Raw genomic sequence first — 26,885 nt, forward strand, 5'->3', positions numbered from 1 at the left:
ATGGCCCGGCGCTACAGCCTCATTCGGGATCGTAGTCGAGATTGGAGGCCAGCCAGCGTTCGGCCTGGGCGCGGTCCACGCCCTTGCGCCGGGCATAGTCGGTGACCTGTTCGCGGCTGAGCCGTCCGACAACGAAGTACTGGCTCTGCGGATGGCTGAAGTAGTAGCCGGAGACAGCGGCCGTGGGCAACATCGCGAAGCTCTCGGTCAGTTCCATGCCAGCGTTCTTCTCAGCCTGCAGCAGATCGAACAGGCAGCGCTTTTCGCTGTGCTCCGGGCAGGCGGGATAGCCCGGCGCGGGGCGGATACCGCGATACTGCTCGTCGATCAGTGCCTCGTTGTCCAGCGTCTCGGCGTGGTCGTAGCCCCAGAATTCCGTGCGTACGCGCTGGTGCAGCCGCTCGGCCAACGCTTCGGCGAAGCGGTCGGCGAGGGCCTTGAGCAGGATCGCGTTGTAATCGTCATGGTCGGCCTCGAAGCGCGCCACGTGGGCGTCGATGCCGATGCCGGCGGTCACCGCGAAGGCGCCGATCCAGTCCTGCTGGCCACTGTCGGCCGGCGCGATGAAATCGGCCAGGCAGAAATCGGGGCGCTCGGCCGGCTTGTCCACCTGCTGGCGCAGGAAGTGCAGCGTGGTCTCGCCCTGCGGGTGCTGCACGCGCACGTCGTCGCCGACGCTGTTGGCCGGCCACAGGCCGAACACGGCCTTGGCGGTCAGCCACTTTTCGCCGACGATGCGCTCGAGCATCGCGCGGGCATCCTTGTACAGATCGCTGGCCTGAGTGCCGACGATCTCGTCGGTGAGGATGGCCGGGAACTTGCCGGCCAGCTCCCAGGCCTGGAAGAACGGCGTCCAGTCGATGTAGTCGACCAGTTCGGCCAGCGGGTAGTCGTCGAATACGTGCAGGCCGGGCTGGTTCGGTGCCGGCGGCGTGTAGCTGTCCCATCCTCCCTGGAATTTCTGCCCGCGTGCATGTTCCAGCGTGACCAGGCGCTTGGCATCGCCGCGATTGCGGTGGCGCGCGCGGATCTCGGCATAGTCGGCCTCGTTGGCGGCAACGAAGGCTTCACGCAGGTCACGCGAGATCAGCGACTGGGCCACGCCGACCGCGCGCGAGGCATCTTTCACCCACACCGTGGGCGCCTTGTAATGCGGGTCGATCTTCAGCGCGGTATGCGCACGCGAGGTAGTGGCGCCACCGATCAGCAGCGGCAGCTCGAAGCCCTGGCGCTGCATCTCGCGGGCGACGTGGCTCATCTCCTCCAGCGACGGAGTGATCAGTCCGGACAGGCCGATCAGGTCGGCGTTGTGTTCGCGCGCGGCATCGAGGATCTTCTGTGCCGGCACCATCACGCCAAGGTCGACTACTTCAAAGTTGTTGCAGGCCAGGACCACGCCGACGATGTTCTTGCCGATGTCATGCACATCGCCCTTCACCGTGGCCATGATGATCTTGCCGTTGCTCTTGGCGGTGTCGCCGCTGCGCGCCTTTTCCGCTTCGATGTACGGCAGCAGGTAGGCCACCGCCTTCTTCATCACGCGCGCGGACTTCACCACCTGCGGCAGGAACATCTTCCCGGCGCCGAACAGGTCGCCGACCACGTTCATGCCGTCCATCAGCGGGCCTTCGATCACATCCAGTGGGCGGCTGGAGGCCTGTCGGGCCAGTTCGGTGTCCTCTTCCACATAGGCGTCCAGGCCATGCACCAGCGCGTGCGCCAGGCGCTGCGCCACCGGCTTCTCGCGCCAGGCCAGGTCCTCGGTCTTCGCCGCGCCCTTCTTGCCCTTGTAGCGCTCGGCGATTTCCAGCAGGCGCTCAGTGGCGTCGCTGCGGCGGTTGAGGATCACGTCCTCCACGCGCTCGCGCAGTTCCGGCTCCAGCTCGTCGTAGATCGGCATGGCGCCGGCGTTGACGATGCCCATGTCCATGCCGGCGGCGATGGCGTGGTACAGGAACACCGAGTGGATGGCCTGGCGTACCGTTTCGTTGCCACGGAACGAGAACGACACGTTGGAGACACCGCCGGACACATGGCAGTGCGGCAGCGTCTGCTTGATGATGCGGGTGGCTTCGATGAAGTCCACTGCATAGTTGTCGTGCTCTTCGATGCCGGTGGCGACGGCGAAGATGTTCGGGTCGAAGATGATGTCCTGCGGCGGGAAACCGATCTCGTCGACGAGGATGCGGTAGGCGCGGGTGCATATCTCGACCTTGCGCGCGCAGGTATCGGCCTGCCCGCTTTCATCGAAGGCCATCACCACCGCGGCGGCGCCATAGCGCAGGACCTTGCGTGCGTGTTCGCGGAACAGTGCCTCGCCTTCCTTCAGCGAGATCGAGTTGACCACGCTCTTGCCCTGCAGGCATTTCAGGCCGGCCTCGATCACGCTCCACTTGGAGGAGTCGACCATCACCGGGATACGCGCGATGTCCGGCTCGGACATGATCAGGTTGAGGTAGCGGGTCATCGCCGCTTCCGAATCGATCAGGCCCTCGTCCATGTTGACGTCGAGGATCTGCGCGCCGCTGGCCACCTGCTGGCGGGCCACGTCCACCGCTTCTTCGTAGCGGCCTTCCTTGACCAGCTTGCGGAACTGCGCGCTGCCGGTGACGTTGGTGCGTTCGCCGACGTTGATGAACAGCAGATCCGGGGTAATGACCAGCGGTTCCAGCCCGGACAGGCGGGTGTAGGGCGAGGTGCTCATGCGGCCTGCTGCTCCTGGGAACCGGGCAGGGCGCGCGGCGGCAGCCCGGCCACGGCCTCGGCAATTGCACGGATATGGTCCGGGGTGGAACCGCAGCAGCCGCCGACCAGGTTCAGCAGGCCATCTTCGGCGAAGCCTCGCAGGGTACTGGCCATGTCCTCCGGCGTTTCGTCGTACTCGCCGAAGGCATTGGGCAGGCCGGCATTGGGGTGTGCGCTGACATAACAGCCGGCGACCTGTGCAAGGGTTTCCACGTGCGGGCGCATGGCATCGGCGCCCAGCGCGCAGTTCAGTCCGATCGACAGCGGTCGTGCATGCGCCAGCGAGGCATGGAAGGCTTCCGCTGTCTGCCCGGACAGGGTGCGTCCGGACGCGTCGGTGATGGTGCCGGAGATCATCACCGGCAAGCGCGCGCCACGCGCATCAAAAGCCTCTTCCAGCGCATACAGCGCCGCCTTGGCGTTGAGCGTGTCGAAGATGGTCTCGACCATGAGGGTGTCGGCACCGCCGTCGATCAGGCCCTCGATCGCTTCGCGATAGGTGTCGCGCAGCTCGTCGAAGCTGGTGTTGCGGAAGCCCGGATCGTTGACGTCGGGACTGATCGAGGCGGTGCGGCTGGTGGGGCCGATCACCCCGATCACGAAGCGGGGCTTGCCCGGCGTGGTCGCAGCCACTGCATCACAGCAGGTTCGCGCAACCGCGGCACCGGCCTTGTTCAATTCGTACACCAGGTGTTCGAGGTGGTAGTCGGCCTGGCTGACCGACGTGGCGTTGAAGGTGTTGGTCTCGACCAGATCCGCGCCCGCTTCCAGGTAGGCGGTGTGGATGTCGGCGACGATCTGTGGCCGGGTCAGCAGCAGCAGATCGTTGTTGCCCTTCAGGTCATGGCCTTCCGGTGTTGCGCGATCGCAGCCGGGGCCATGCAGATGGTCGTAGCCATCGGCGAAGCGCTCGCCACGGTAATCGTCTTCCTGCAGGCCATGGCGCTGGATCATCGTACCCATCGCGCCGTCGATGATCAGGATCCGCTCGCGCAGGGCGTCGAGCAGGGCGTTGGCACGATCAGGATGCAACCAGGGCAGGGCAGGCATGGCGGTCTCGGCTCAGGGCTTGTTGGCGATCAGTGAAATCACTTCGAAGTGCGGCGGACGCTTTTCGCGGGTAACCGTCTCCAGGCTGGACACCTGCAGGCCGGCCTTGTCGACGAACCTGCGCAGTTCCTTGTCACTGAAACCGAGGTTGACGTGGCCGTAAGCCTCCACTGCTGCCTTGTGCTCGTGGCGGGCGAGGCTGCACAGCAGCAGGCGGCCACCGGGGCGCAGCACGCGTGCGGCTTCGGTCACCGCCTGCGCCGGTTTGCTGGCGTAGGTCAGCGCATGCATCAGCACCACCAGGTCGAAGCTGCCGTCCTTGAACGGCAGGGCATGCATGTCGCCCTCGCGCACTTCCACATTGGGCAGGCGGCGCAGGCGCTCGCTGGCGGCGGCGACCACGCGTGCGCTGGTGTCGATACAGATGTAGCGCTTGGCATGCGGGGCGACGAGTTCGGCCAGCACGCCATCACCGGAGGCAATGTCCAGCACGTCGCCGGTTTCCAGCAGTGGCAGCGCGGTGCGCGCAAGGGCCTCCCAGGTCCGGCCTGGAGAATAGTGGCGCTCCATGTCGCCGGCCACGCTGTCGGCCCAGTTCTGGTCGGAGGCGCGGTGGGCCAGCACGGCGGCGACGCGTTCGGCGTCCTGGCGAAGCAGCGGGTCGTCGCTTCCATTGCTCAAGGCATGCCACAATGCACGCTGCGCCGGGTCCAGCTGGGCCTCGTCGAAGCGGTAATAGGCCGACACGCCGGCACGGCGGTCGCGAACCAGGCCGGCTTCCTTCAGGCGCGCCAGATGGGTGGACACCCGCGGCTGTGCCAGCCGGGTGATCGCCGACAGTTCGGCCACGGTCAGTTCCTCCTGCTCCAGCAGCGCCAGCAGGCGCACGCGGGTCGCATCGGCGAACACCTTCAGGCGGGTCGACCAGTCTTCAAGATCCATAAATATCTACCTATCGCGATATAGAGATATATTCGCTGAGAAGGCCTGCCGCGGTCAAGTCGCTGGCGTACGGACGCCGCCGGCCCCGGTACAATCGGGGCACCTGGGCACGCCGTGCGCGGCCCATAACATCATGTACCCGGGAGGGTGTTGTGGATTTCAGCTTTACTGAAGAGCAGTTGATGTTGCAGGACGTGGCGCGGCGGATCGCGCAGGAGAAGATCGCTCCGAGCGCGGAGCACCATGACCGTACCGGCGAGTTCCCGCTGGACAACATCCGCCTGCTCGGCGAGAACGGCCTGATGGGCATCGAAGTGCCGACCGAATACGGCGGCGCGGGCATGGACCCGGTTGCGTACGTGCTGGCAATGGTGGAGGTCGCTGCCGCCGACGCTGCCCACTCGACCATCATGTCGGTCAACAACTCGCTGTTCTGCAATGGCATCCTCACTCACGGTACCGAAGCGCAGAAGCAGACCTACGTGCGTGCGATCGCCGAGGGCGAGGCCATCGGCGCGTTTGCGCTGACCGAGCCGCAGTCCGGTTCGGACGCCACGGCCATGCGCTGCCGCGCCGTGAAGCAGGCCGACGGCACCTTCATCATCAACGGCAAGAAGAGCTGGATCACCTCCGGCCCGGTGGCCAAGTACATCGTGCTGTTCGCGATGAGCGAGCCGGACAAGGGCGCGCGCGGCATCACTGCCTTCCTCATCGATACCGACAAGGCGGGCTTCGGTCGCGGCAAGACCGAACCGAAGCTGGGCATCCGTGCCTCGGCCACCTGCGAGATCGAGTTCAACGATTACGTGGCGCAGGCTGAGGATGTGCTGGGCCAGGAAGGCGAGGGCTTCAAGATCGCCATGAGTGTGCTCGATGCCGGCCGCATCGGTATCGCCTCGCAGGCCATCGGCATCGCCCGCGCCGCCTATGAAGCGACCCTGGAATACGTGAAGGAGCGCAAGGCGTTCGGCGCGGCCATCGGCACCTTCCAGATGACCCAGGCCAAGATTGCCGACATGAAGTGCAAGCTGGACGCAGCACTGCTGCTGACCCTGCGCGCGGCGTGGGTGAAGGGCCAGGGCAAGCGCTTCAGCACGGAAGCGGCGGTGGCCAAGCTGACCGCTTCGGAAGCCGCGATGTGGATCACCCACCAGGCGGTGCAGATCCATGGCGGCATGGGTTATTCGAAGGAAATGCCGCTGGAGCGCTACTTCCGTGATGCCAAGATCACCGAGATCTACGAAGGCACCTCGGAAATCCAGCGCCTGGTGATCGCCCGCAACGAGACCGGACTGCGCTGAGTGGAAAGGGCCGCGCCGCTGCAACGGCGGCGCGGCCGGTAGATCCACGCCATGCGTGGATCTACACGGTCTTCTTGGCCGGGCGATACCCGATCTGTTCCAATGCAGGTCGTTTATTACGCGGTCTGCAAAGATGATCTATCGAGGTTGGGGATTCATGACGCTGGTGACGCCGATCGCAGCCATCCTGCTGCTGGCGTACTTCTTCCCGCATGAAGGCTCCAAGGGCAACACTCCACTGCCCCAGGTGCTGCTGGGTGCAGGCATCGGCGCAGCGGTGAACGTACTGCTGGGCCTGTGGCTCAATCGTCTGCCCCGGCAGAAGGGCGAGGCCGCACCCCATCACTTCTTCTTCCTGCCGATGCAATGGCCTGCGCTGGCTCTCGTGGTGGTGTGCGTGGTGATTGCGCTGCTGCGCTGAGACGTGGCCCGAACGGCGCCAACCAAGGTTGGCGGCTACCGGGCATGCCGCAGCTCTGGTGATTGCCAGCCGTCGGGCATGTCGTTGCCTTGGTAGATGCCAACCTTGGTTGGGATGCATTCAAAAGCAGAAAAAAGGCCCCGGATCGCTCCGGGGCCTTTCTCGTTTCAGCTCACCACCGGATCAACGATCCGGGCGGTGTGCAGCATCCGCATCACGCTGGCGTTCCATGAACTCCTTGGACGGTTCATCCAGCTTGTCGCCCAGCATGCGGCGCACGACCACGAAGAACACCGGGATCATCAACAGGCCGAGCAGGGTGGCGAACAGCATGCCGCCGATCACGCCGGTACCGATGGCGTGGCGGGAGTTGGCGCCGGCGCCGGTGGAGATCGCCATCGGGATCACGCCCATGATGAACGCGAACGAGGTCATCAGGATCGGTCGGAAACGCAGGCGTGCCGCCTCGATGGTGGCATCACGCAGGGTCTTGCCAGCTGCGCGCTGCTCCACCGCGAACTCGACGATCAGGATCGCGTTCTTCGCCGCCAGGCCGATCACGGTGATCAGGCCGATCTTGAAGAACAGGTCGTTCGGCAGGCCACGCAGCATGGACAGGCCGAGGGCGCCGAGCACGCCCAGCGGCACTACCAGCAGCACCGCCACCGGGATCGACCAGCTTTCATACAACGCGGCCAGGCACAGGAACACCACTACGATCGACAGCACCAGCAGCAGCGTCGCCGCGTTGCCGGCCAGGATTTCCTGGTAGGACATGCCGGACCAGTCGTAGCCGAAGCCGGCCGGCAGATCGTCGTTGACGATGCCTTCCATGGTCTGCATTGCCTCACCCGAGCTGGTGCCCGGTGCCTGCGAGCCGACGATGTTGATCGCCGAGTAGCCGTTGTAGCGGCTCAGCGACGGCGGTGCCGACACCCATTCGGACTTGACCACCGTGTTGAGCGGGATCATCGCGTTGGTGCCATCGGCATTGGTGGTCAGGCTGGACGGGCTGTAGAAACTCTTCAACGACTCCTGGCCGGTGCGGTACGGGCCATCAGCCTGCATGGTCACGCGCTTGATGCGGCCTTCGTAGAAGAAGTCGTTGACGTACACCGGGGCCAGCATCAGCTGGATGGTGCTGTACACGTCCGACACCGACATGCCCATCGACTGCGCCTGCACGCGATCCACGTGCAGCTGCAGCTGCGGCGCGTTTTCCAGGCCGTTCGGGCGCACACCGACCAGGTGGTCCGGTTTCTGCGCGGCCTGGCCGAGCAGGATGTTGCGGGCCTGGGTCAGCTGCTCGTAACCGGCACCGCTACGGTCCTGCAGCCACATGTCGAAGCCACCGAACTGGCCAAGGCCCTGCACGGTGGGCAGGTTGACCACGAAGATCTGCGCTTCCTTGATGCCATAGAACGCGCCGTTCATGTTCTGGATGAACTCCGGCGCGGTGAACTTGCGTTCCTCCCACGGCTTCAGGCGGATGAAGCCCATGCCCACGTTCTCGCCGGAACCGACGAAGCTGAAACCGGCCACCTGCAGCATGCCTTCATAGCCATCCTGCTTTTCCAGGATGCCACGCATCTGCGCGAACACTTCGTTGGTCTGGCCCTTGGTCGAGCCCGGCGGCAGCTGCACGATCGCCAGCGCATATCCCTGGTCTTCTTCCGGCAGGAAGCTGCCCGGCATGCGGGTGAACAGGAAACCGCACAGAGCGGTCAGCACCACGAACAGGATCATCCAGCGCGGCGCATGGCGCACCGCCGAGGTGATGTGGCCCACGTAGGTGTGGCTGATCTTGTCGTAGTACTTGTTGAAGGTGCGGTAGATGATGTTCGGGTTGTCGTTGTGCGTCGGCTTGAGGAAAGTCGCGCACAGCGCCGGGGTGAAGCCCAGGGCCAGGAACGCCGAGAACGCCATCGAGATGGCGATGGTCAGGGCGAACTGCTTGTAGATCTCACCGGCGGCGCCGCCCTGCAGGGCGGACGGGATGAACACCGCAGCCAGCACGACGGTGATCGCCACCACCGCGCCGGTGATCTGGGTCATCGCCTTCTGCGTGGCCGGCTTCGGCGCCAGGCCTTCCTCGGTCATGATGCGTTCGACGTTCTCGATCACCACGATCGCGTCATCGACCACGATGCCGATCGCCAGCACCATCGCGAACAGGGTCAGCTGGTTGATCGTGAAGCCGATCATCCACATGCCCAGGAAGGTACCGAGCAGGGCCACCGGGATGACCAGGGTCGGGATCAGGGTGGCGCGGAAGTTCTGCAGGAAGATCAGCATCACCAGGAACACCAGGAACACCGCCTCGAACAGCGTCTTGACCACTTCCTGGATCGAGATCTTGACGAAGGTGGTGCTGTCGTACGGCGAGAACCAGGTGACGCCGGCCGGGAAGCTGGGCTGCAGTTCGTCCATCTTGGCGCGCACCGCATCGGCCACGTTCAGGGCATTGGCGCCCGGCAGCAGCTGGATGGCGAAGGCGCCGGTCGGCTTGCCGTTGTACTGGGTGTCGAAGCCGTAGTTGTTGGCACCGAAGGCAACGCGGGCGATGTCCTTCAGCAGCACGCGCGAACCGTCAGCATTGGCGCGCAGGATGATGTTCTCGAACTCCTGCGGCGAACTGAAGCGGCCTTCGGCCGAGACCGTGGCGGTGAAGTGCTGGCCTTCCGGCGACGGGTCCGAACCCAGCGCACCGGCGGCGAACTGCACGTTCTGCGCGCGCACCGCCGCCAGCACCTGGCTGGCCGACAGGCCATAACCCTGCATCTTTTCCGGGTTCAGCCAGATGTTCATGGCGTACTCGGAACCGAACTGCTGCGTGCTGCCGACGCCGGGGATACGCGAGACCTGGTCGAGCACACGCGAACCGACGATGTCGTTCAGGGCGTCACGGTTGATGGCGGGGGTATCGGACTGCAGCGCCACCACCATCAGGAAGCCGGCGTTGGCCTTGGCCACCACCACGCCCTGCTGGGTGACTTCCGAGGGCAGGCGTGGCGTGGCCAGCGAGACCTTGTTCTGCACCTGCACCTGGGCGATGTCCGGATCGGTACCGGTCTCGAAGGTCAGGGTGATCTGTGCACGGCCGTTGGAGGCGGACGAGGAGCTGAAGTACAGCAGGTGATCGATACCGGTCAGCTGCTGCTCGATCACCTGGGTGACCGACTTCTCCGTGGTGTCGGCACTGGCACCCGGGTAGGTGGCCGAGACGGTGACCTGCGGCGGGGCGATGTTGGGATAGGACTCCACGCCCAGGTTGAGGATCGCGATCACGCCGCTGAGCGAGATCAGGATCGCAACCACCCAGGCGAAGACTGGATGTTCGATGAAAAATTTAGGCATGACGGAAGGTTCCCGTTACTGCTTGTTCGAATCGGTGGCTGCCGGCTTGGCCGCATCGGCCTGCTCGGGCTTGGCCGCGTCGGCCGGTGCCTTGCCTGCGGCCGGTGCCGCGCCCGCCGGAGCGGCGCCGCCTGCGGCAGGCTTGCCGTTGGCGTCCTGCCCCGGGGTCCACGGCTTGGCGACTGCCGGTGCGCCTTCCTTGACCTTCTGCACGCCGGCCACGATCACCTTGTCACCGGCGGCCAGGCCGTCGCTGACCAGCCAGTTGCCGTTCTGCGCACCGTCGGTCTTCACGTTCTTGCGGATGACCTTGCCGTCGGCACCGACCACCATCACGTAGCCGCCGGTGGTGTCACGCAGCAGTGCCTGCTGCGGCACCAGGTAGGCGTTGTTGCGCTCGCCCAGGTTGGCCTGGAAGCTGACGAAGGCACCCGGCAGCAGGATCTGCTGCGGGTTCGGCAGCAGCGCACGCAGCGACACCGCGCCGGTGGCCGGGTCGACCGTGGTCGAAGAGAAGTCCAGCGTGCCCGGCTCGCTGTAAGTGGTGCCGTCGGCCAGCTTGACGTTGACCGTGGCCTTGCCGTCACCCGACAGCGCCAGCGCGCCCTTGGCCTGCTGCGCACGCAGCTGGGTCAGCTCATCCACGCTCAGCGAGAAGTTCACGTACAGCGGGTCGAGCTGGTCGACGGTGGTCAGCAGGGTCACATCGCCCTGGCCGACCAGTGCGCCCTCGGTGACCTGCTGCTTGTTGGCCACGCCACTGATCGGTGCGGTCACTTCGGTATAGCCCAGGCTGATGCGTGAGGAGGTCACCGCCGCTTCGGCCTGCTTGACCGCGGCCAGCGCGGTGCGTTCGGCCGATTCGGCGTTGTCCAGGTCGGACTTGGAGACGAACTGCTGCGGCGCCAGCGAACGGGCGCGGTCGGCGGCCACCTTGGCATTGGCGTAGGTGGCGCGGGCCGAAGCCAGCTGGGCCTCGGAGGCGTTGAGCGAGGCACGCAGCGGCGCCGGGTCGATCAGGAACAGGGGTTGCCCCTGCTTGACCTGGGAGCCTTCCTGGTAGACGCGCTTGAGCAGTACGCCCGGCACGCGCGCACGCACGTCGGCGCTGCGGAACGGCGACAGGCGGCCGACCAGCTCACGCTGCAGCGGCAGGGTCTGCGGCTTGGCGTCGATCACGCCCACCTCCGGCGGCGGGGGCGTCTGCTGTTCCGGCTTCTTGCAGGCAGCCAGCGCGACAGCAACGGCGCACGTCAAGGCAAGGGTGCGGAGTGGGGCGGTCATCAGGAGGAACTCCGGGGTTGGTTTGAAGACGGGGCCGGCGACGGCCGAGGCGCGAAGGCGCGCAGGAAGCTGTCGACGGAGAACTCTGCCCAGCGCCGACGCAGCTGCGCGTCATCACGATGGGGGGTATGGAAGCGCTGTTTGTCGAAATCCTGACCGGCGATCATGCTCAGCAGCAGTTCGGCCATGAAGTGCGGGTCGTCATGCCGGAGCTGGCCTCGCATGCAAACGGTTTCAATCCATTCAGCAAGATGAAGCGTCAGCGCGCCGGCACCATGCCGGTACAGCGTACGCGCCTCTTCGGGAAACTGGGATGCATCGGCGGCGATCAGCCGACAGGCCTGGCCCACGTGCGGTTGGTTGAAGTGCTCCAGAAAGTCGGTGGCGAACTGGAGCAGGCTGGCACGCAGGTCGTCAGTGCGGAGTGCACGAACCATGGCGCCGGTGGCGTGGCCCACGTGGCGCTGCATCACCCGGCGCAGCAGTTCCTGCTTGCTGCCGTAACGCGAGTACAGGGTCTGCTTGGAGCAGCCGGCGTGCTGGGCCACCGCATCCATGCTCATCTGCATGCCCTGCTGGGCCAGCAGCTCGCGCACGGCATCGAACACGCGCTCATCGCGTGCGTCGAGGGCAACGGGGAGGTAGGCCGGATTCACGCGGTGGACTATACCGTCCAGTTCAGGATTGTGGAATCGAATCGGTGTCGCCGCGTGTGTCTTCCGGTAACACGCTTTGCCGATCCTGTCGGCAGTGCTGAAGCGGGCGCCAGCACCATACCGGTGCGAACTGAATAGGCGTCTAAACCGCAGCAAACCCGAATCTGGTTATTCCGTCCTGCAGCAAGGCCTTTTCGTGCGGTAGGGCTACAATTTCATTTTCCCAACTGAGCAAGCGCATCGCTCTGCCATGAAACCGCAAAAAACCGCAGCCAAGACCGTGAAAAACAAGACCAAACCAGCAGAAGCGGAGGTCGCAGTGACCGCTGGTTTCTCCCTGGAGCCGGTGTACACGGCCTTGCGCAAGCGCTACCCCGCGGCCGCACAGGCCGAAGCAGTGGCATTTGCCACTGACTTCTACAAGCGCATGGAGTCGGACGAGTTCCCGCACCACAGCGCTGAAGAGTGGGCCGCTCTCGCGGCTGAGACGCTGGAATTCGCCCGTGCCCGCAAGGCCGGCAAGGCCAACGTCCGCGTGTTCAATCCGACCGCGAAGGGCAACGGTTGGGAGTCGCCGCACACCGTGCTGCAGATCGTCAACGACGACATGCCGTTCCTGGTCGACACCGTCACCATGTCGCTGGCCGAACAGGGCGTGGGTGTCCACGTGCTGGGCCACCCGGTGCTGCGTTTTACCCGCGACAAGGCCGGCAAGCTGGTCAAGGTCGGCGAAGGCGATGCCGAGTCGGTGATGCTGCTGGAGATCGACCGCCAGCCGGCCGACGCCATGGCCGCCATCGAACAGGCCATCAACAAGGCGCTGGACGAAGTGCGTGCGATCGTGCGCGACTGGCAGCCGATGAAGGACAAGGCGCTGGCACTGGCCGACGACCTGGGCAGCCGCCAGCTGCCGGTCGACGACGCGTCGCGCAAGGAAGCACAGGAGTTCCTGCGCTGGGCCGCCGACAACCACTTCACCTTCTTCGGCTACCGCGAGTACCGCGTCGAGAAGCAGGGCAAGGAAGACGTGCTGGCGCCGCTGAACGACACCGGCCTGGGCCTGATGCGCGGCAAGGACAAGTCCGCCGCCCGTCCGGTCAAGACCCTGGCCGCGCAGGGCCTGAACACCACGTCCGGGCTGAAGGACGCGCTGATCCTGACCAAGACCAATGCCCGTTCGCGCGTGCACCGCGCCGGTTACATGGACTACATCGGCGTGCTGGAGTTCGACGCCAAGGGCAAGATCATCGGCGAGCAGCGCTTCCTCGGCCTGTTCACCTCCAGCGCCTATAACCGTCGCCCGTGGGAAATCCCGCTGGTGCGCCAGCGCCACGAGCACGTGATGAAGCAGTCGGGCCTGGCCCCGGCCAGCCACAGCGGCAAGGCCCTGCGCCACATCCTGGAAACCCTGCCGCGCGAAGAACTGTTCCAGTCCAGCGAGGACGAACTGTTCCGCACCGCGATGGGCGTGCTGGGCCTGCAGGAGCGCGTGCGCAGCCGCCTGTTCCTGCGCCGCGACAAGTACAGCCGTTTCATTTCCGCGCTGGTCTACCTGCCGCGCGAGCGCTTCAACACCGACGTGCGCCTGCGCATCGAAGCGATGCTGAAGGAAGCGCTGCACGGCGAGTACGTGGACAGCTCGGTGGTGCTGGGCGAATCGCCGCTGGCCCAGGTGCACCTGATCGTGCGCCCGAAGCCGGGTGAAATGCTCGACGTCGATACCGCCGAACTGGAGCAGAAGCTGGCCCAGGTGCTGCGCAACTGGCAGGACGACCTGCGCGAAGCGCTGGTGTCCCGCCATGGCGAGACCGAAGGCCTGCGCATCGCCGCCCGCATCGGCAAGGCGTTGCCGGCCGGCTACATCGAAGACAACAGCACCGCGGTTGCCGCCAACGATGTCAGCCAGCTCGACGCCCTGACCGGCCCGGACGACCTGCGCCTGAGCCTGCAGGCCGTGCCGCGTGAAAGCGGCGACGGCCTGCGCCTGAAGCTGTATCGCCAGCTGGACGACATTCCGCTGTCGGATGCGCTGCCGATGATGGAAAACATGGGCCTGCGCGTGATCGCCGAGCGTCCGTACCGCCTGTCGGTCGACAACGCGCCGGTGTACGTGCAGGACTTCGAGGTCGAATCGACCGCCGGCGCGATCGATGCCGCCAGCGTCGATGAAGCCTTCGGCGAGACCTTCGCCCGCGTCTGGCACGGCGATGCCGAGAACGATGGCTTCAACCGCCTGGTGCTGGCTGCCGGCCTGCATTGGCGCCAGGTCGCCATGCTGCGTGGCTACTGCAAGTACCTGCTGCAGACCGGCGTGCCGTTCTCGCAGGCCTACGTGGAAGGCACCTTCGCGCGCTACCCGCTGCTGGCCCGCCTGCTGGTCGAGCTGTTCGAAGCGCGCTTCGATCCGGCCACCGGCCACGAGAGCAAGGACGACATCGCTGCCGGCCAGGCCCAGCTGAAGGCCCACTTCGATGTGCTGGCTGCTGGCGACGACGCCACCCTGAAGGTGCTCAAGACCGTGGTCGACGCCCGCAAGGGTGACCGCGACGCACAGATGCAGGCTGCGCGCGATGCGCTGCTGAAGCTGATGGACCGCGTGTCCAGCCTGGACGAGGACCGCATCCTGCGCTCGTTCATGGATGTGATCGACGCGACCCTGCGTACCAGCTACTACCAGACCGATGCCAACGGCCAGCACGGCCATGTCATCAGCTTCAAGTTCGATTCCGCGCTGGTGCCGGACCTGCCGAAGCCGCGCCCGTACCGCGAAATCTTCGTCTACGGCCCGCGCGTGGAAGGTACCCACCTGCGCTTCGGCGCCGTGGCCCGTGGTGGCCTGCGCTGGTCGGATCGTCGCGAAGACTTCCGTACCGAAGTGCTGGGCCTGGTCAAGGCGCAGATGGTCAAGAACACCGTCATCGTGCCGGTCGGCGCGAAGGGTGGCTTCTTCGCCAAGATGCCGCCGGTGAATGGCGATCGCGATGCGATCTTCGCCAACGGCGTGGCCTGCTACAAGCTGTTCATCCAGGGCCTGCTGGACATCACCGACAACATCGTCAACAACAAGATCGTGCCGCCGGTGGATGTCGTGCGCCACGACATGGACGATCCGTACCTGGTGGTGGCCGCCGACAAGGGCACCGCGACCTTCTCCGACATCGCCAACGGCCTGGCCATCGCGCACGGCTTCTGGATGGGCGATGCGTTCGCCTCCGGTGGTTCGGTCGGTTACGACCACAAGGGCATGGGCATCACCGCACGTGGTGCGTGGGAGTCGGTCAAGCGCCACTTCCGTGCGCTGGGCCGTGACAGCCAGAGCCAGGACTTCACCGCGGTCGGCGTCGGCGACATGTCCGGCGACGTGTTCGGCAACGGCATGCTGCTGTCGCGCCACATCCGCCTGGTCGCCGCGTTCGACCACCGCCACATCTTCCTGGACCCGAACCCGGATGCGGCCACCACGTTCGTCGAACGTGAGCGCCTGTTCACCGTGCCGCGTTCGAGCTGGGCGGACTACGACGCCAAGCTGATCAGCAAGGGCGGCGGCGTCTATCCGCGCAGCCTGAAGTCGATCGAGATCACCCCGCAGGTGCGCGAAGCGCTGGGCCTGGACGACAACGTCAAGGCGCTGTCGCCGAACGATCTGATGAGCGCGATCCTGAAGGCACCGGTCGACCTGCTGTGGAACGGCGGCATCGGTACCTACGTGAAGGCTGCCAGCGAGCAGCACAGCGATGTCGGCGACCGCGCCAACAACGCGCTGCGCGTGAATGGTGGCGAGCTGCGCTGCAAGGTAGTGGGCGAGGGCGGCAACCTGGGCATGACCCAGCTGGGCCGCATCGAAGCCGCGCAGGCCGGCGTGCTGCTCAACACCGACTTCATCGACAACTCGGCCGGTGTCGACACCTCCGACCACGAAGTCAACATCAAGATCCTGCTCAACGATGTGGTGCGGGCCAAGAAGCTGACCGTCGAGCAGCGCAACAAGCTGCTGGCCTCGATGACCGATGAAGTCGCAGAGCTGGTGCTCAACGACAACTACCGCCAGAACCAGGCGCTGAGCCTGATGGAGCGGATGGCGGTCAAGCGCCTGGGTTCCAAGCAGCACTTCATCCGTACCCTGGAACAGCAGGGGCTGCTCGACCGCCAGATCGAGTTCCTGCCGTCCGACGCCGAGCTGTCCCAGCGCAAGGCACGTGGCCAGGGCCTGACCCGTCCGGAACTGTCGGTGCTGCTGTCCTACTCCAAGCTGGTGGCGTTCGCCCAGCTGCTGGATTCGGACATCCCGGAAGATCCGTACCTGTCCAAGGAACTGCAGCGCTACTTCCCGACCCCGCTGCAGAAGAAGTACGCCGACGCGATGGAGCGTCACCGCCTGAAGCGCGAAATCATCGCCACGGCCGTGACCAACCAGACCATCAACCGCATGGGCGCTACCTTCCTGATGCGCATGCAGGAAGACACCGGCCGTTCCATCGCCGAGGTCGCCAAGGCCTACACCATCAGCCGCGAAACGCTGGATGCACGCGCGCTGTGGGCGCAGATCGATGCCCTCGACGGCAAGGTGCCGGAGTCGGTGCAGATCGATGCGCTGGAAGTGATCTGGAAGCTGCAGCGCTCGTTCGTGCGCTGGCTGCTGTCGCGCCCGGGTGCGATGCCGGGCATCACCGAAGCGGTCAACCGCTACCAGGGTCCGTTCAACGACATCCGCGTTGCTTCGGGTGTGCTGCCGGATTCGCAGCGTCCGACCTACGAAGCCCTGGTGGCCGAGTGGAAGGAAAAGGGCCTGCCGTCCGCGCTGGCGCAGCAGCTGGCCGAACTGCACTTCCTGGAGCCGGCGTTCGACATCATCGAACTGGCCCGCACCCGCAAGCTGAAGCCGGTGGACGTGTCCAAGGTCCACTTCCGCCTGGGCGATGCCCTGCAGCTGCCGTGGCTGTTCGAGCAGGTCGACGCGCTGGAGGTCAACGGTCGTTGGCACGCCGTGGCACGTGGCGTGCTGCGTGACGAACTGGCGGCCAACCACCGCAACCTGGCCGGCCAGGTGCTGGGCACCAAGGGCAGCAGCGCGGAGGCCAAGGTCGCAGCCTGGATGGGCCGTGACGACAACAGCCTGCGCTTCACCCTGGCGATGCTGGCCGAACTGGCCGAGCAGAAGACCCTGGACTACCCGACCGTTTCGGTCGCAGTCCAGCGCCTGGGCCAGCTGGCCGCGCATGGTGCGTAAGTGATGTAACGCCGGGCGCTGCCCGGCATGCGTGAAACACAGCGGCCCCGCGAAAGCGGGGCCGTTCTGTTTTTGCCTGTCTATTCTGCGATCACTGACCCGACGCCGGCCGTCGACCTGTCAGGTGGATGACCGGCCCGTCCGCCGGGACCGTGAGCGCCATGGATGGCGCGACCGAGCCCCCAGGGATGGGTTTACGGCGTGTCCCGGCGGACGGGCCGGTCATCCGCCCAGCGGAGTCCAACCTCCGGCGCTCGGTTATGCTCTCCCTCATGCCTTCCCCCCGGATCCACCGATGAGCGACACCCCCCGCATCGCTTTCCTGGCCAGCACCACCGAACCTGCGCAGATGGCTCGCGCGGCGATGATTTCGCGTTATGGCGATCACACGCCGGAGCAGGCCGACGTACTGTGCCCGCTGGGTGGCGACGGCTTCATGCTGCAGACCCTGCACCGGCACGGGCACCTGGGCAAGCCGGTGTTCGGCATGAAGCTGGGCACGGTCGGTTTCCTGATGAACCAGTACCGTGGCGACGATGACGTGCAGGCCCGCATTGCGCGCGCCGAACCGGCCAACCTGCGCCCGCTGGAAATGGTCGCGCTGACCGAATCGGGCACCAGTACCGGTTCGCTGGCCTACAACGATGTCTCGCTGCTGCGGCAGACCCGGCAAGCCGCGCATATCGGCATCGACCTGAACGGCCAGGAGCGCGTGGCTGAACTGATCGGCGACGGCGTGCTGGTGGCCACCCCGGCCGGCAGCACCGCCTATAACTATTCCGCGCATGGCCCGGTGCTGCCGCTGGGCTCGCACACCATCGCGCTGACGCCGTTGGCGCCCTATCGCCCACGGCGCTGGCGCGGCGCGATCCTGAAGGCGGATACCGAAGTGCGCTTCCGCGTGCTTGATCCGTACAAGCGTCCGGTCAGCGTGACCGCCGATTCGCACGAGACCCGCGACGTGGTCGAGGTGACCATCCGCGAGTCGAAGGACCGCCGCGTGACCCTGCTGTTCGACCCGGAGCACAATCTGGAAGACCGGATCCTGAGCGAACAGTTCGTTTTTTGAGGACAATAGGCGGCCGGCCTTGCCGACCGCTTGAAGGACCCCCACCGATGGGCGACAACTCCCCCCGTTTGCTGACCGTCGCGGTGACCTCGCGCGCGCTGTTCGACCTCGAGGAAAGCCACGCGTTGTTCGAGAGCGATGGCGTGGCGGCCTATGCCGAGTTCCAGCGTCAGCACGAAGACGACATCCTCGGCCCGGGTGTGGCGTTCCCGGTGGTGCGCAAGCTGCTGGCACTGAACCAGGGCGCCAGTCCAGAGAACCCGCGGGTCGAGGTGATCCTGCTGTCGCGGAACTCGGCCGATACCGGCCTGCGCATTTTCAACTCGATCCAGCACTACGGCCTTGGCATCATCCGCGCGACGTTCACCGCCGGCGAGCCGACCTGGCCCTACGTGAAGCCGTTCGGCACCGACCTGTTCCTGTCGGCCAACCCGGAATCAGTGCGCAGCGCGCTGCGCCATGGCATCGCTGCGGCCACCATCCTGCCCAAGCCGCCCGGCGAAACCGCCGCGGCGGCAGCCGATCAGATCGACATCACCCGCCCGGCCGGGCAGCTGCGCATCGCCTTCGACGGTGATGCGGTGATCTTCGGTGATGAGAGCGAGCGCATTTCGCGCGAGCAGGGCGTGGAAGCGTTTGGCCGCCACGAGCGCGAACGTGCCCGGGAACCGCTCAGTGGCGGCCCGTTCCGCGGCTTCCTGTCGGCCCTGCATACGCTGCAGGAAGTCTTCCCGGCCGGCGAAAGCGCACCGATCCGCACCGCATTGGTGACCGCACGCTCGGCACCGGCGCACGAGCGGGTGATCCGCACCCTGCGCGAGTGGGGCGTGCGCCTGGACGAGGCGCTGTTCCTCGGCGGCCGCCACAAGGGCCCGTTCCTGCAGGCGTTCGGCGCCGACATCTTCTTCGATGATTCGCAGCACAACATCGACAGCGCCCGCGAGCACGTGGCCGCCGGCCACGTACCGCACGGCGTCGCCAACGAAGGCTGAGTAGGTGCCAACCTTGGTTGGCACTGCCTTGGATCCATGCCCACCAAGGTGGGCATCTACCGGTCAATGCGTGACCGACATCCCCAGCTGCAGGTCGACCACCTTCCAGCGCAGGCCCTGCGGCTCCAGCACGACCTTCATCGGCGCCTGGCCGGGGCCGCGATCGACATCGATCACGAAGCGGTCCAGCGCTTCGAAATGATGCTCGGCATGCTTCAGCGGTCGCGCCGGCTCGGTCGGGCCGAAGGCATCGCCGCCCTGCAGTTCATTGCGGCCGCGCTTCCACAGCACGTGGCCCTGCAGCATCGCGCCGATACCGGTCGGGGTCACCATGGTGTCCACCGCGGCACCGCCTAGCTGGTCGCCCAACCCATACAGCAGGGCACCGAAGGGACTGGCCGCCACATCCGGGCCGGCCTGGCGCACCAGGTAGTCGTTGAGCTGCGCCCGCAGGCTGCTGCGCACGCGCGGGAAATCCACGTAGCGCTCCAGGCGCGCGGTGTCGCGCTGTTCAATGGCCTGGGACAGCCCGCGCACGGTCATGTAGGGGCCACCGAACCACCAGGCGGCCAAGGCCAGGACCAGCAGCACAACGAGTACAGTGAGTTTCTTCATGCCGCACAGACTGCCGCAACCGCAGCGGCATGGGGTGAAGACTCAATGACTGGGTGATCCGCGCCCATCACCGAAGGCGTTCACCAGCTGCTGGCGTTCGGCTGCGGTCAGTGCCTCAAGCCGCGTCGCCAGCACTTCGTCCAGGCTGACGGTGCGGGTGGTGCCGAGGATGCCGCTGGCCACGCCGGGATGGCCCAGGGCGTAGGCAAACGCGGTCTGGGCGGGGCGCTGGCTGCGGATGGTAGCGATGGCGTGGCGCATCCGGCGTGCACTGTGCATCAGTGCGCGGCTGCTTGGCTTGAGCCAGGCTCTGGCCAGGTACCAGGCGTCGGCCGGGCGCGGCAGGCGGGCGCGTGACGGCAGCAGATGGCCCTGCGCCAGCACGGTGCCGGCGAGCACGCCGATGCCCGCCGCGTGCAACTGGTCTATCAGCGGTTCACGGTCCTGCTGCAGGGCGTTGTAGTCCAGAAGCACCACATCGAACAGCATGGGATGGTCGATCATCCAGCACAGGGTCGACGCCGTGTGCGTATTGATGCCGGTGTGCCGGATCAGCCCGCGTTCGCGCAGCCGCTGCAGTGCGGCCAGCAGGTCATCGTTGATGTCGTGCTGGCTGGCACCGTGCAGCTGGTAGATATCGAGGTAATCCAGGCCGAGGTTGCGCAGCGAGGCTTCGCAGCTGGCGGTGATGGCGGCGGGCGAGAAATTGCGCTGCTCGGCGCCGCTGATGCCGGCCTGGCCGGTCAGCGTGCCGCCCTTGCTGGAGATCACCAGCGACTCGCGCGGGTATCGCTTCAGCAACGGGCGCAGGATGCGGCCCAGCCGCGGCTCGGCGTGGAAACCGGAGTAGTTGTGACCGGTGTCCAACAGGTTGACGCCCTGTGCCAGTGCATGCTCGACCACGTGCGCGGCCGACTGTTCCGGGAACCGGCGATGCCCCCAGAAGCCGGAACAGCCCAGGCCCACCGGCGAAACCGCCAGCCCGGTGCGGCCCAGCGTGCGGCGTTGGTGCGCCAACGGCATCAGAATTCCAGGTCCAGCGCCGCGCACAGATAGTCGACGAACGGGCCCAGCCCTGCCAGATCCCTGCCGAGCGTGGACAGCAGGCGAGGGCCGGTCATGGTGGCGTCGTCCAGCGAGCGCCACATCACCCAGTTGCGATGCTTGAGGTCGTCGATGAACTCGAAATCGGCCGGGAAGCCGCGCGGTGGACGCACCAGTTTTTCGCTCTCCTCGAAGTCGAAGCGCTTGCGCAGCGCGGGAGCATGCGCGGCCGCCTTCCAGCTGCCCGGGTTGTCGAGGATGAAGTGGCGCACGCGGCGCTGGGTCTCCGGTTCTGGATGCCACAGGCCGGCGCCAACGAAGCTCTCGCCCGGTTGCAGGTGCACGTAGAACGAAGGCGCGGCCACTTCGCGGCGGCGCTCATGGAACAGGCGCGCACCCTGCCAGGTTTTGTACGGGGATTTGTCGTTGGAGAAGCGCGCGTCGCGGTGGATGCGGAACAGCGAGCCACCGACGCCACGGGTATCGGCGCGGAAGTGGTCGCTGATCTCCGCCAGCGCTGGCTGCAGGTCACCCAGCAGGCGCAGGAACGGCTGCCGGACGTGGTCTTCATACTGCTGGCGGTGATCGTTGAACCACGCCTTTTCGTTATGCCGCGCCAGGCTGCGCAGGAACTTGAAGCTGGCGTCCGAGAAATAGGTACTCACAAGGTCTCCTGCAGCTGCTGGCCCCAGTCGCGCAGCGATTGCAGCAGGGCCTGGCGCCGGGTGTCATCGGGCGCTTCGGCGGCCAGTGCATCGAGCTGCTGCTGGTACTGGGGCAGGTTGAGTTCGCCCAGGCCGCCGTCTCCGAGCAGGCGCTGGCGGCGGTAATCCTGCCAGCGCTGGCGTTCAGGCGGCGCGAGGCTGTCGGGATGATTGCGCGCGCGGTAGCGGAACAGCAGTTCGGGCAGGCGCGGGTCGCGGAAGCGGCCTTCCAGCGCGGCCAACTGCTCCGGCGCGGTGGTGCGCGCCAGCGCAAGCAGCGGCTTGTCGCCGTTGCCGAGGAAGCCGTCGTACAGCGAGGCATCGACGTCGGCCACGGTGGCGGCGCGGGGCTGGTTGTAGACCTGGCGCGCCTTCTCGGCCAGTTGCGGGGCGAACGCGCGCAGGCGCTCGACCTTGGCCTCGATCGCGGCCACGTCCAGCCCGAGTCGCGCGTGGTCATCGGCGCGCAGGTGGTTCCAGGCAATCAGCGCCGGCACCTTGTTCAGATGCACTTCCTTCAGCGGCACCCGTGCCACGCCTTCGGGCAGCTCGCTGGCGCGCATGTACAGGCGCTGTGCGATCATCTCGGCCGGCAGTGCCAGCAGGTCGTCGATGTCGCCGTCCAGGTCGAACACGATCACCCGGTTGTTGATGGTGGGATGCACGGCCAAGGGCAGCACCGGCGCCGCGCACAGGCGGCTGGCCGGGTAGCGCATGGAAATGTGCAGCACCGGCTTCATCGCGGTGACGTCCAGCAGGCTGCCGACGAAGCGCTTGTCGCGCAGCTTCAGCGCGTACTCCCACAGCCGCGGCTGCGACTGCTTGAACAACCGTGCCATGCCGATCGTGGCGCGCACGTCGGACAGCGCTTCGTGCGCATCACCCTCGCGCACGTTGTTGGCTTCGGCCAGGTGCTCGAGCTTGAACGAGGTGGCGCCATCTTCGCGCAGCGGCCATTGGATGCCGTCCGGACGCATCGCGCGCATCAGCCGCAGCATGTCCAGCAGGTCCCAGCGCGAATTGCCGTTGCGCCACTCGCGTTCGTACGGGTCGTGGAAGTTGCGGAACAGCCCGTAGCGGACGAATTCATCGTCGAAGCGCAGCGTGTTGTAACCCAGCGCGCAGGTGCCGGGGCGCGACAGCTGTTCGTTGATGCGGTCGAAGGCTTCGGCTTCGCTGATGCCTTCAGCCAGTGCCTGCTGCGGGGTGATGCCGGTGACCAGGGTGGCCATCGGCGAGGGCAGCAGATCGTCGGCCGGGCGCACGAAGAAGCTGACCGGCGCGTCGATCTCGTTGAGGCCGGCGTCGGTGCGGATGGCGGCGAACTGCGAGATGCGGGTGCGCCGTGGATCCTGGCCGAAGGTTTCCAGGTCGTAGAACAGGAAGCTGTCAGCCATCAGTGCGCACCCTCCAGGACCGGTAGCTGCGCGTGGATCTGCGCTTCCAGCGCCGCCCAGTCGATGTTGTCCAGCGACTCGTGGCCGACCGTGGCCGCCGCCAGCAAATCGCGCTGCAGTTCGGTGCGGCGCAGCGCTTCGGCGTACGGCGTGTGCAGGAAGGTGACCATCGTGTAGTGCGGGACGAAGCGGGTCGGCCAGCGCCGCTGCAGTTCCCGCTCCAGTTCGCGCTGCAGCAGGAACGAGGGATCGGCCACGCGGTCGCGCATTTCCAGGTAGTTCTCCAGCGCCATCTGCTGGATCGCGCGTGCATTGGGTTTGCGCTCGGCCTCGAACGCAGCGAACGCACTTTCCAGGTCATCCGCCTCCATCAGGTGACGGGCCAGCGCAACGCAATCCTCGAACGCGCAGTTCATGCCCTGGCCGTGGAACGGCACCATTGCATGCGCGGCGTCGCCGATCAGTACGGCGCGGCCCTGCTGGTGCCAGCGCTCCAGGGTGAGCGTGCCGAGCAGGCCCGGCGGGTGCTGTTCCCAATCCACGCGCAGGTTCGGGATCAGCGGCAGCGCGTCTGCGAACTCGCGAGCGAACAGCGCCTCGGCCTGCGCACCGGTATTGATCGTGGCAAAGCTGGGATCGCCCTGGTTGGGCAGGAACAGGGTGACGGTGAAGGTGCCTTCATGATTGGGCAGGGCGATGCACATGTAGTGGCCGCGTGGCCAGATGTGCAGCGCGTTGCGCTCGATGCGGAAGCCCCCGTCTTCGGCCGGCGGAATCTCCAGCTCCTTGTAGGAGTGATCGAGGAAGGCGATGTCCTCGCCCAGCGGCGCGCGCCGGTTCATTGCCGCACGCAGCGCCGAACCGGCACCGTCTGCACCGATCAGGGTGTCGAAGCGGATGTCGTGCGGGCTGTCATCCCGGTCATCGATGAAGCGGGCGTAGCCGGCATCGAAATCAACGGTGTGCAGGCGGCGATGGAAATGCACGGTGGCCCCTGCCTGTTCGGCCAGTTCCAGCAGCGTGGTGTTCAGGTCGCTGCGGTGGATCGACCAGATCACTTCGCTGTCATCACGGCCATAGCGCTGCAGCTGCGGTTCGCCTTCGCGCGGGTGCACCATGCGCCCGCGCATCATCACCGCGCGCGCCATCACCTCGTCTTCCACGCCGGCCTGGCGCAGCGCATTGCGCCCACGCTCGGCCAGCGCCAGGTTGATCGAGCGGCCGCTCTCGTAGTCGGCCACGCGCGGATCGCCGCGGCGCTCGTACAGGGTGATGCGCCAGCCCTGGCGTGACAGCAGGATGGCCAGCAGGGACCCGGCAAGGCCGGCACCGATAATGCTCAACGAGCGGGAAGCGTGTGCGATCAACGAACTGTCCAGCAGTAGGGGAAGGGGCCGGCTTAGAGGCCGGCCCAGGCTTCCACTTCCTCGACGAAGTGGTGCACGTCCAGGTAGCGGTTGTAGAGCGGGGTGGGCGAAATACGGATCACGTCGGGTTCGCGCCAATCGCCGAGCACGCCGATGCCGCGCAGGTGTTCGAACAGTGCGCGGCCACGTTCGCGGCCCCCGATCACGCGCAGCGACAACTGGCAGCCGCGACGCTGCGGGTCGGCCGGGGTGATGATGTCCAGCACCTGCGGCAGGCGCGCGCGTACGAGTGCTTCGAGCATGCCGGTGAGTGCCAGCGATTTGCTGCGCAGCGCCTCCATGCCGGCACGCTCGAACAGCTCCAGCGAGGCACGCAGCGGTGCCAGGCCGAGGATCGGCGGGTTGCTCAGCTGCCAGCCTTCGGCGCCGATGGCCGGGGTGAACTGTGGTGCCATCTGGAAGCGGGTGGACTCTTCATGGCCCCACCAGCCGGCGAAACGCGGAAGGCTGGTGTCGCGATGGTGGCGCTCGTGCACGAAGGCGCCGGCAACCGCGCCAGGGCCGCTGTTGAGGTACTTGTAGTGGCACCACACGGCGAAGTCGGGTGCGATGTCATGCAGGCGCAGCGGCAGGTTGCCGACCGAGTGCGCCAGGTCGAAGCCGATGCGTGCGCCCTGCAGGCGGGCGGCACGGGTGATCGCATCGAGGTCGAAAGCCTGGCCGGTGCGGTACTGCACGCCCGGCCACAGCACCAGCGCCAGGCGCGGGCCGTGTTCGGCGATGGCGTGCTCGATCGCGGCCAGCGAGATCGTGCCGTTGGCCTCGTCCGGCTGCACTTCCACCAGGCACTCGGCCGGGTCGAAACCATGGAAGCGGATCTGTGCTTCCACCGCATGACGGTCGGTCGGGAATGCACCGGCCTCCATCAGGATCACCGGGCGCTCGGCCGTTGGGCGGTAGAAGCTGACCATCATCAGGTGCAGGTTCACGCTCAGCGTGTTCATCGCCACCACCTCGCTGGGCAGCGCACCAACCACGCGGGCCAGCTGCGCGCTCACCAGACGGTGGTAGGACAGCCACTGCGTCGGGCCGGTGAAGTGGCCTTCCACGGCCAGCTCGCCCCACTGCTTCATCACTTCCTGCACGGCCGCCTGTGCGCCACGCGGCTGCAGCCCCAGCGAGTTGCCGACGAAGTAGGTCTGCTCGCCGCCACCATGGCGCGGAATCAGGAATTCATTGCGCAGCGGGCGCAGCGGATCGGCGGCGTCCAGGGCGATGGCGTGGGTGCGGCTGAGCAGGTCGGACATGGTCGGGCAACAGGCTGCAACGGGACCGCCAGTGTAGCGCTTGGCGGCGTGCCTGCCGCCGAACCTGTAGAGCCGAGCCCATGCTCGGCTGCCGGGCCACGAAGCCGAGCATGGGCTCGGCTCTACAGGGGCAGGTGCTCAGCCCGCCGCAGGCACCGGCAGCGGATCCACGTGCCCGCACTGGCTGCAGGTACGCAGCTCCAGGCTGGCGTGGTAACGCGCGAACACCTTGGGCAGGTCGGTTTCGATGTTCTGCAGCGGGAAGTACTCTTCGTGCAGCTTGTGGTTGCAGTGTTCGCAATGCCAGATCACACCGTCCATCTCATGCGGCAGGCGCTTGCGCTCGACCACCAGGCCGATGCCACCGGGCGGACGCCGCGGCGAGTGCGGCACCTTTGCCGGCAGCAGGAAGATCTCGCCGGCGCGGATCGGAATGTCGCGCACCGCGCCGTCTTCCTGCACCTTCAGCACCATCTCGCCTTCGAGCTGGTAGAACCACTCCGGGCCTTCGTCGTAGTGGAAGTCGGTACGCGAGTTCGGCCCGCCCACCACCATCACGATGAAGTCGCCGTTGTCGATCATCTTGTTGCCCACCGGTGGCTTCAGCAGGTGGCGGTTTTCTTCGATCCAGGCGTGCAGGTTGATCGGCGAAGCGAGCATGGTGGTCATCCGTAAGGGATCAGTCGCGCTTGCCCTTGCGCGGAATGTAGGACAGGGCCTTTTCATACGCCGGCTGCAGCTCTTCCTGCGAACCGACGTCGATGCCCATCTCGCGCACGCGTCCGTCCTTCAGGCTGTAGACCCAGCCATGCACCATCAGCTTCTGGCCGCGGGCCCAGGCATCCTGCACGATGGTCGAGCGGCACAGGTTGGCAACCTGCTCGATCACGTTCAGTTCGCACAGGCGAGCGTGCTTGAGCTCATCGGTCTCGATCGCATCGAGGATGCCGGTGTGCTTCTGCATCACGTCGCCCACATGGCGCAGCCAGTTGTCGGCCAGGCCGACGCGGGTGTTGTGCAGGCAGGCATGCACACCGCCGCAGCCGTAGTGGCCGACGATCAGGATGTGCTTCACCTTCAGCTGGTCCACCGCGTACTGCACCACGCTCAGGCAGTTCAGGTCGGTGTGGGCGACCACGTTGGCGACGTTGCGGTGCACGAACACTTCACCCGGGGCCATGCCGATGATCTGGTTGGCCGGCACGCGCGAATCGGAGCAGCCGATCCACAGGTATTCCGGGTGCTGCTGCTTGGCCAGCTGGTGGAAGAACTCGGGGTCTTCCTTCTCGATGCGGTCGGCCCAGTCGCGGTTGTTCTGCAGCAGCTTGTGGATGTCTTTCATGTACGGGTCCCTGGCGTCGGGTGGGGGCGCGCCGCAGCCATCCGGCTGCGTCGTCGCGGGAATCT

Annotated in this window: 19 protein-coding genes; 5 read left to right on the forward strand and 14 right to left on the reverse strand. The window is 66.3% G+C overall.

The window, feature by feature from the left end:
- Positions 1–19: 19 nt before the first annotated feature.
- Genes metH through AC5P8D_RS01425 form a run of 3 tightly spaced genes read right to left on the reverse strand, consistent with a single transcriptional unit; the run spans position 20 to position 4,737 of the window.
- Positions 20–2,704: a methionine synthase gene (gene metH / locus AC5P8D_RS01415; protein WP_495203011.1), complete on the reverse strand. Its 2,685-nt coding sequence runs from the start codon at positions 2,702–2,704 to the stop codon at positions 20–22.
- On the reverse strand, positions 2,701–3,795 hold the full coding sequence (locus AC5P8D_RS01420; protein WP_143994107.1) for a homocysteine S-methyltransferase family protein: 1,095 nt from the start codon (positions 3,793–3,795) through the stop codon (positions 2,701–2,703). The genes metH and AC5P8D_RS01420 overlap by 4 nt, the downstream gene beginning before the upstream one ends.
- A 12-nt stretch (positions 3,796–3,807) precedes the next feature.
- On the reverse strand, positions 3,808–4,737 hold the full coding sequence (locus tag AC5P8D_RS01425) for an ArsR/SmtB family transcription factor (protein ID WP_010480432.1): 930 nt from the start codon (positions 4,735–4,737) through the stop codon (positions 3,808–3,810).
- Positions 4,738–4,889: 152 nt separating this feature from the next.
- Between AC5P8D_RS01425 and AC5P8D_RS01430 the strand changes: the two genes are divergently transcribed.
- Positions 4,890–6,038 carry an acyl-CoA dehydrogenase family protein gene (locus AC5P8D_RS01430; protein ID WP_071306108.1) on the forward strand — a complete coding sequence of 383 codons (1,149 nt, stop codon included), beginning with the start codon at positions 4,890–4,892 and terminating at the stop codon, positions 6,036–6,038.
- 157 nt (positions 6,039–6,195) lie between these two features.
- Entirely contained in the window at positions 6,196–6,459 is a 264-nt protein-coding gene (locus tag AC5P8D_RS01435) for a hypothetical protein (protein WP_010480434.1), read from the forward strand.
- Positions 6,460–6,642: 183 nt separating this feature from the next.
- Here AC5P8D_RS01435 and AC5P8D_RS01440 read toward each other — a convergent pair whose 3' ends face one another.
- The 3 genes from AC5P8D_RS01440 to AC5P8D_RS01450 are packed head-to-tail and all read right to left on the reverse strand — an operon-like array spanning position 6,643 to position 11,756.
- Positions 6,643–9,816 (reverse strand): multidrug efflux RND transporter permease subunit, encoded by a 3,174-nt coding sequence (locus AC5P8D_RS01440; protein WP_049455474.1) that lies wholly within the window; start codon positions 9,814–9,816, stop codon positions 6,643–6,645.
- A 15-nt stretch (positions 9,817–9,831) separates the two neighbouring features.
- On the reverse strand, positions 9,832–11,100 hold the full coding sequence (locus tag AC5P8D_RS01445; RefSeq protein WP_010480436.1) for an efflux RND transporter periplasmic adaptor subunit: 1,269 nt from the start codon (positions 11,098–11,100) through the stop codon (positions 9,832–9,834).
- Positions 11,100–11,756 (reverse strand): TetR/AcrR family transcriptional regulator, encoded by a 657-nt coding sequence (locus AC5P8D_RS01450; protein ID WP_019337349.1) that lies wholly within the window; start codon positions 11,754–11,756, stop codon positions 11,100–11,102. The genes AC5P8D_RS01445 and AC5P8D_RS01450 overlap by 1 nt, the downstream gene beginning before the upstream one ends.
- A 250-nt stretch (positions 11,757–12,006) precedes the next feature.
- On the opposite strand from AC5P8D_RS01450, the gene AC5P8D_RS01455 reads away from it, so the two are divergent.
- The 3 genes from AC5P8D_RS01455 (at position 12,007) to AC5P8D_RS01465 (ending at position 19,044) form a co-directional block, all read left to right on the forward strand.
- Positions 12,007–16,983, forward strand: coding sequence for an NAD-glutamate dehydrogenase (locus tag AC5P8D_RS01455; protein ID WP_495203012.1), 4,977 nt, complete (start codon positions 12,007–12,009; stop codon positions 16,981–16,983).
- 295 nt (positions 16,984–17,278) lie between these two features.
- Positions 17,279–18,052 carry an NAD kinase gene (locus AC5P8D_RS01460; protein WP_010480442.1) on the forward strand — a complete coding sequence of 258 codons (774 nt, stop codon included), beginning with the start codon at positions 17,279–17,281 and terminating at the stop codon, positions 18,050–18,052.
- Between the two features lie 47 nt (positions 18,053–18,099).
- On the forward strand, positions 18,100–19,044 hold the full coding sequence (locus tag AC5P8D_RS01465; protein WP_010480444.1) for a 5'-nucleotidase: 945 nt from the start codon (positions 18,100–18,102) through the stop codon (positions 19,042–19,044).
- Between the two features lie 63 nt (positions 19,045–19,107).
- On the opposite strand, the gene AC5P8D_RS01470 is transcribed toward AC5P8D_RS01465, so the two are convergent.
- The 8 genes from AC5P8D_RS01470 to can form a co-directional block, all read right to left on the reverse strand.
- On the reverse strand, positions 19,108–19,659 hold the full coding sequence (locus tag AC5P8D_RS01470; RefSeq protein ID WP_414614848.1) for a DUF2939 domain-containing protein: 552 nt from the start codon (positions 19,657–19,659) through the stop codon (positions 19,108–19,110).
- Between the two features lie 42 nt (positions 19,660–19,701).
- Positions 19,702–20,682, reverse strand: coding sequence for an aldo/keto reductase (locus AC5P8D_RS01475; RefSeq protein WP_019337346.1), 981 nt, complete (start codon positions 20,680–20,682; stop codon positions 19,702–19,704).
- Complete coding sequence (locus AC5P8D_RS01480) at positions 20,682–21,368, reverse strand: DUF2461 domain-containing protein (protein ID WP_049436750.1); 687 nt, start codon at positions 21,366–21,368, stop codon at positions 20,682–20,684. The genes AC5P8D_RS01475 and AC5P8D_RS01480 overlap by 1 nt, the downstream gene beginning before the upstream one ends.
- The gene (gene sbcB, locus AC5P8D_RS01485; protein ID WP_495203013.1) at positions 21,365–22,804 is read right to left on the reverse strand and encodes an exodeoxyribonuclease I; all 1,440 of its coding nucleotides are present in this window, start codon (positions 22,802–22,804) and stop codon (positions 21,365–21,367) included. The genes AC5P8D_RS01480 and sbcB overlap by 4 nt, the downstream gene beginning before the upstream one ends.
- The gene (locus AC5P8D_RS01490) at positions 22,804–24,171 is read right to left on the reverse strand and encodes an FAD-dependent oxidoreductase (RefSeq protein ID WP_414614844.1); all 1,368 of its coding nucleotides are present in this window, start codon (positions 24,169–24,171) and stop codon (positions 22,804–22,806) included. Before AC5P8D_RS01490 ends, sbcB begins: the two co-directional genes overlap by 1 nt.
- Before the next feature lie 32 nt (positions 24,172–24,203).
- The gene (kynU, locus tag AC5P8D_RS01495) at positions 24,204–25,478 is read right to left on the reverse strand and encodes a kynureninase (protein ID WP_043398461.1); all 1,275 of its coding nucleotides are present in this window, start codon (positions 25,476–25,478) and stop codon (positions 24,204–24,206) included.
- A gap of 138 nt (positions 25,479–25,616) precedes the next feature.
- Complete coding sequence (locus tag AC5P8D_RS01500) at positions 25,617–26,138, reverse strand: 3-hydroxyanthranilate 3,4-dioxygenase (RefSeq protein ID WP_029379697.1); 522 nt, start codon at positions 26,136–26,138, stop codon at positions 25,617–25,619.
- A 19-nt stretch (positions 26,139–26,157) separates the two neighbouring features.
- A complete protein-coding gene (can, locus tag AC5P8D_RS01505) occupies positions 26,158–26,820 on the reverse strand; it encodes a carbonate dehydratase (protein WP_010480460.1) in 663 nt (220 codons plus the stop codon).
- Positions 26,821–26,885: the final 65 nt, after the last annotated feature.

The organism is Stenotrophomonas sp. YJH_SMC_101-4, assembly GCF_059370395.1.

Excerpts from the sequence above, each read along its gene's own strand:
- metH (WP_495203011.1), bottom strand. The coding sequence starts at position 2,704 with ATGAGCACCTCGCCCTACACCCGCCTGTCCGGGCTGGAACCGCTGGTC.
- AC5P8D_RS01420 (WP_143994107.1), bottom strand. The coding sequence starts at position 3,795 with ATGCCTGCCCTGCCCTGGTTGCATCCTGATCGTGCCAACGCCCTGCTC.
- AC5P8D_RS01425 (WP_010480432.1), bottom strand. The coding sequence starts at position 4,737 with ATGGATCTTGAAGACTGGTCGACCCGCCTGAAGGTGTTCGCCGATGCG.
- AC5P8D_RS01435 (WP_010480434.1), top strand. The coding sequence starts at position 6,196 with ATGACGCTGGTGACGCCGATCGCAGCCATCCTGCTGCTGGCGTACTTC.
- AC5P8D_RS01440 (WP_049455474.1), bottom strand. The coding sequence starts at position 9,816 with ATGCCTAAATTTTTCATCGAACATCCAGTCTTCGCCTGGGTGGTTGCG.
- AC5P8D_RS01445 (WP_010480436.1), bottom strand. The coding sequence starts at position 11,100 with ATGACCGCCCCACTCCGCACCCTTGCCTTGACGTGCGCCGTTGCTGTC.
- AC5P8D_RS01455 (WP_495203012.1), top strand. The coding sequence starts at position 12,007 with ATGAAACCGCAAAAAACCGCAGCCAAGACCGTGAAAAACAAGACCAAA.
- AC5P8D_RS01460 (WP_010480442.1), top strand. The coding sequence starts at position 17,279 with ATGAGCGACACCCCCCGCATCGCTTTCCTGGCCAGCACCACCGAACCT.
- AC5P8D_RS01465 (WP_010480444.1), top strand. The coding sequence starts at position 18,100 with ATGGGCGACAACTCCCCCCGTTTGCTGACCGTCGCGGTGACCTCGCGC.
- AC5P8D_RS01470 (WP_414614848.1), bottom strand. The coding sequence starts at position 19,659 with ATGAAGAAACTCACTGTACTCGTTGTGCTGCTGGTCCTGGCCTTGGCC.
- AC5P8D_RS01475 (WP_019337346.1), bottom strand. The coding sequence starts at position 20,682 with ATGCCGTTGGCGCACCAACGCCGCACGCTGGGCCGCACCGGGCTGGCG.
- sbcB (WP_495203013.1), bottom strand. The coding sequence starts at position 22,804 with ATGGCTGACAGCTTCCTGTTCTACGACCTGGAAACCTTCGGCCAGGAT.
- kynU (WP_043398461.1), bottom strand. The coding sequence starts at position 25,478 with ATGTCCGACCTGCTCAGCCGCACCCACGCCATCGCCCTGGACGCCGCC.
- AC5P8D_RS01500 (WP_029379697.1), bottom strand. The coding sequence starts at position 26,138 with ATGCTCGCTTCGCCGATCAACCTGCACGCCTGGATCGAAGAAAACCGC.
- can (WP_010480460.1), bottom strand. The coding sequence starts at position 26,820 with ATGAAAGACATCCACAAGCTGCTGCAGAACAACCGCGACTGGGCCGAC.